The sequence below is a fragment of the Polaromonas sp. P1_E1_2 genome (assembly GCF_056406035.1).
The window spans coordinates 1-4,176 of sequence record NZ_JBFUAZ010000383.1; the positions used below are offsets into that span (position 1 = coordinate 1).

Sequence of the window (4,176 nt, forward strand, 5' to 3'; positions counted from 1 at the left end):
ACCAAAGACACTGGCCCATTCTCCAAAGCTCAAATTGGTCGTAATTACGACACTAGTTCTTTCGTAGAGCTTGGAAAGCAAGTGAAAGAGGAGTGCACCTCCTGACTCGCTGAACGGCAGATAGCCCAGCTCATCCAGAATCACCAGATCCACGTACATCAACCGATGAGCGATCTGCCCTGCATTGCCATTGGCCTTCTCAAGCTCCAGAGCGTTGACCAGCTCAATCGTGGAGAGGAATCGGACACGCAAGTGGTGATGCTCAATGGCCTGGACTCCTATCGCAGTGGCCAAATGAGTCTTTCCGGTGCCTGGGCCACCAACCAGAACGATGTTTTGAGCCTTGTCGAGGAACTCGCATCGATGCAACTGGCGCACCATTGCCTCGTTCACTTCGCTGTGGCTGAAGTCAAAGCCTGCCAGGTCCCGGTATGCAGGGAACCTGGCCAACTTCATTTGGTAAGCCATGGATCGCACTTCACGCTCCGCGGTTTCGGCTTTGAGCAACTGGRCAAGGATCGGCTGAGCGGCCTCGAACGCAGGGGCGCCTTGATCCCCTAGCTCGGCTACAGCCTGAGCCATGCCGTGCATTTTGAGTCCCTTTAGAAGGGCTACGATTGAATTTGAGGCCGAATCACGTGCCATGGCGCAGCTCCTGGTTCTCCTCGACCTCCCGAAGCGAGTCATAGCGCCCGACGTTGGCCTGTGGCTCCCTGGCCAGCTTCAGGGCCTGAGGGGCGATGACCTCGGGAACGGCGGTCTTTCCATCCACCAGGCGGTGCAGCACGTTCAGGATATGGGTCTTGGTTGCAACTCCAGCATCCAGGGAGGTCTCTATGGCTGCCAGCACCGCTTGCTCGTCATGCTGCATGTGTGGATCTGCCTCAAAGTGCGCCGCTGTTTCCGCGATTTTGTTGCCTCGATTCCCAGCCAGGTGGCCAGCTTCTCAGCGTAGGGATCGAGCTTAGTTGAGCTGACCCGCCTTGGGTACTTGGGCTCGCTCTCTTCCGATCGCAGGTGCTTCTTTATTGTGTTGCGAGCCAGGCCTGTACGCCTTGAGATCTCGCGAATGGACATCTGATCCCGCAATGCCCAACGTCTGATGACATTCAATGTCGCCACGTCTATCACTCCTAATTTCCCCCTGCTTTTAAAACAAGCAGGGTAGTGCCTACGTGGGTCAGTTTTGGATGGAAATTACTGCGCTAAATGGATCAGATTTCGACGGAATTCAACACATAGGGCGCAGTGAGGTCAAGAAAGCCTATTAACCTAGAGCAACAGCAGAATGAACATCACTACTTTGAGCGCCAGAACCCTTGCTTTAAACAAAAAAAATTCGAAGGAGCCTTGATGCGCGCTATCGTCACGACCGCAGTCGTCACGCTTCTTGTTGCAATTACAGCTCCTGCGATGGCGCAGACTGGCGGCCCGGCGAGAGATTCTCAGGCCGGGGAATTAGTCATTGACCTTCAGGACTACACACAGCAGATAACGGACGCGGCGCGGCGCTGCCTTGGTCAAACAAGTGTGCCAACGACCGCATACGAAATCGAGCTAACCGGCGTGTGGGCCAACCCGCCCATTGCAGGCCAATCCGCGACTGGCAGTAGTTCATATAAGCCGTTGGGCAACGGCGCCGTTATCGTCGAGGCACGTGGAGAGGAGAATCCAAACGTCAGGCGCACCTATAAACACATTTCTCTTTTCCCCGGAGTAGCAATATGGTCGGTGAGTCATGTGCTTAACGTAGATGGGCCGCTGATAGGCGAATCCGCTGATTTCTATTCAGTTGCACAGGATGTCAAGTGTTTGCAACCTCTGTTCCCCCTTACTGTGGGGAAAGAGTTTTCTGTCAGCTCTTCCCTCGAATCTCATTCACGCATCGGTTTCCGGCCCGAAAGCCTAGATCTTCGTCAGCGCTCTTGGACGCTGAAAGTTTTGGCTGGCCCCATGACTCTGAACGAAGTGCGGGCAGGGTACAGGAGCGTGGTTTTTTCAGGGAAAGCGGCGGCAAGCTGGAAGTTTTATGAACTCAGCTCTACCTTCCATACAGGGGCGATTGGGACAAACGCAACTCTTGAAGGCAAATATCTGTTCGTGGAAGGCCTTAACGCATTCGTACCACTCTGGGACGGGCAACTGCGTGAAGGTCATATCACCCGGGTTGTCGCGAAGTAGCGGCGGAGCCACTAGTGATGACCTTTAATCCCCTGGCAATAGGCCGCGTGACAATTCTGGCGAGTTTCGGCGAAACGTGACGAGCGAAGGCGAGCATAAGTCATTGATAAATAACGATTTCTCTCACTCTTAATCCGTAGGTCGACAGTTCGAATCTGTCAGAACCCACCAAGTACATCAAGGACTTAGCCGCAAGGCTAGGTCCTTTTTTGTTGTTCTGCTGACAAACTCCCGAAGGCGGGCTTTGCGGGCTCAAGCCGAGTAGCCCAGCAAGGGCAGCTCCATCTCCGCCTGCTTCGCCACCCGGATACAGTCTTTCATGTGCTCTTCGCCCAGGTAGCGTATCGCCGCATAGCCGACTGCGGCCGATACGATCTGGCCGGCCAGTGGCACATACTTGGCAACCTGTTTGGTGGTCAGGCGAACGCCGATCTTGGTGGCAGCCTTGATGACAAGGTCACGGCTGATAAATTTTCCGATGAGCACCGAACCTACCAGCGTGACGGCTTTTTGCACCTGGTCGCGCTTTCTGGGCTCCAGCCTGTCAAGCTGTTGGGGCGTGAGACCGAACTCCCTGTTGATTTCCGGGATGAGCCGGGACAGCATCGCCGCGTCCACCGCCCAGTCCAGCCCAGGCACCGGCACGGCACTGGCTGCGGCCGCCACCATGGCGCGCTTGTTCAGCAGTTTGCGGCTGCGTTTGACGGCGGCTTCAAGTGCCGCGTCGTCCGCGGCCATGTGCAAGGCTGAAGGCATCAATCGGGCCCTTTCACAAAATGGGTGACCCCGGCGGCGTGGTGCCGTCAAGGATCCTTTCGCCACTTTACACTGCAGCCGTCTCGATCTGTTCGGTCAGCTCAAGCCACCGTTCTTCCAGCATGTCTATTTCGCCCTCGATGGCCTTGAGGCGCTTGCCGGTCTGGGCGATCTCCGCCGGCGCGGTGGTGGTGGTCAACAGCGCTTGAAGGCTGTCGCGCTCGCTGGTGAGTGCCTTCATGCGAAGGTCGATTTTCTCGATTTCCTTGCGCAGCGGCTTGGTGGCTTCGGCCTGCTGCTGGCGGCGCTGTGCATCGAGCTTGCGTTGCTCGGGCGTCTCGCGCGGCACGGCTTTCTTTTCTTCAGCTGCCGCAGCGGGGGTAACTGACTTGGCAGCGGCAACCGGGGTCGCGCTGCCGGTCTTTTTGGCTTCCTCGCGCTGGCGTTTGGCATGGTCCAGCAGGTACTTCTGGTAGTCGTCCAGGTCGCCGTCAAAGGGGGCGACGCCGCCTTGGGACACCATCCAGAACTCGTCGCAGACGGCGCGCAGCAACGCGCGGTCGTGGCTCACCAGCATGACGGTGCCTTCAAACTCATTGAGTGCCATCGACAAGGCTTCGCGCGTGGCCAGGTCCAGGTGGTTGGTCGGCTCATCAAGCAGCAGCAGGTTGGGGCGCTGCCAGACGATCATGCACAACACCAGGCGTGCTTTTTCACCGCCACTCATGCTGCCCACGGCCTGTTTGACCATGTCTCCGCCAAAATTGAAATTACCCAGAAAGCTGCGCAAATCCTGCTCACGTGTAGGCTGGTTGCCCATCTTGCCGGCGGCGGTGACTTCCTTTACAAGGCGGATCATGTGCTCAAGCGGGTTGTCGGCCGGGCGCAGCACGTCCAGCTCCTGCTGGGCGAAGTAGCCGATGTTCAGGCCCTTGCCCTCAATCATCTCGCCGCTGATGGGCGCGAGTGCGCGCGCCACAGTTTTCACCAGTGTGGACTTGCCCTGCCCGTTGGCGCCCAGGATGCCGATGCGCTGTCCGGCCAGCACCGACTTGCTGACGTTCTGCACGATGACTGTGGGCGGCGTACCTTCCGGGGCGTCTTCAAGCGGTGGGTAGCCGAAGTAGGCGTTCTGCATCGACAGCATGGGATTGGGCAGGTTGGCCGGCTCCTTGAACTCGAAAGTGAAGTCGGCTTCAGCCAGCAGCGGGGCGATCTTCTCCATCCGGTCCAGTGCCT

Annotated in this window: 4 protein-coding genes and 2 pseudogenes; 1 reads left to right on the forward strand and 5 read right to left on the reverse strand. The window is 57.6% G+C overall.

What is annotated here, in order from left to right; genetic code table 11:
- From istB to AC1D1P_RS16190, 3 genes and pseudogenes are all read right to left on the reverse strand, one after another.
- A partial coding sequence (gene istB, locus AC1D1P_RS16180; protein WP_477673673.1) for an IS21-like element helper ATPase IstB occupies positions 1-645 on the reverse strand: 645 nt, incomplete at its 3' end.
- Positions 635-871, reverse strand: a pseudogene (locus AC1D1P_RS16185) (IS21 family transposase); the annotation flags it as partial. The gene istB and the pseudogene AC1D1P_RS16185, both read right to left, overlap by 11 nt.
- 2 nt (positions 872-873) lie before the next feature.
- A pseudogene (locus AC1D1P_RS16190) lies at positions 874-1,131 on the reverse strand (IS21 family transposase); the annotation flags it as partial.
- Between the two features lie 222 nt (positions 1,132-1,353).
- On the opposite strand from AC1D1P_RS16190, the gene AC1D1P_RS16195 reads away from it, so the two are divergent.
- Entirely contained in the window at positions 1,354-2,181 is an 828-nt protein-coding gene (locus AC1D1P_RS16195; RefSeq protein WP_477673674.1) for a hypothetical protein, read from the forward strand.
- A 252-nt stretch (positions 2,182-2,433) separates the two neighbouring features.
- Here AC1D1P_RS16195 and AC1D1P_RS16200 read toward each other — a convergent pair whose 3' ends face one another.
- Both AC1D1P_RS16200 and AC1D1P_RS16205 read right to left on the reverse strand, forming a co-directional pair.
- Complete coding sequence (locus AC1D1P_RS16200; RefSeq protein WP_457280831.1) at positions 2,434-2,937, reverse strand: hypothetical protein; 504 nt, start codon at positions 2,935-2,937, stop codon at positions 2,434-2,436.
- Positions 2,938-3,004: 67 nt separating this feature from the next.
- On the reverse strand, positions 3,005-4,176 hold a 1,172-nt coding region (locus AC1D1P_RS16205; RefSeq protein WP_477673675.1), incomplete at its 5' end, for an ATP-binding cassette domain-containing protein.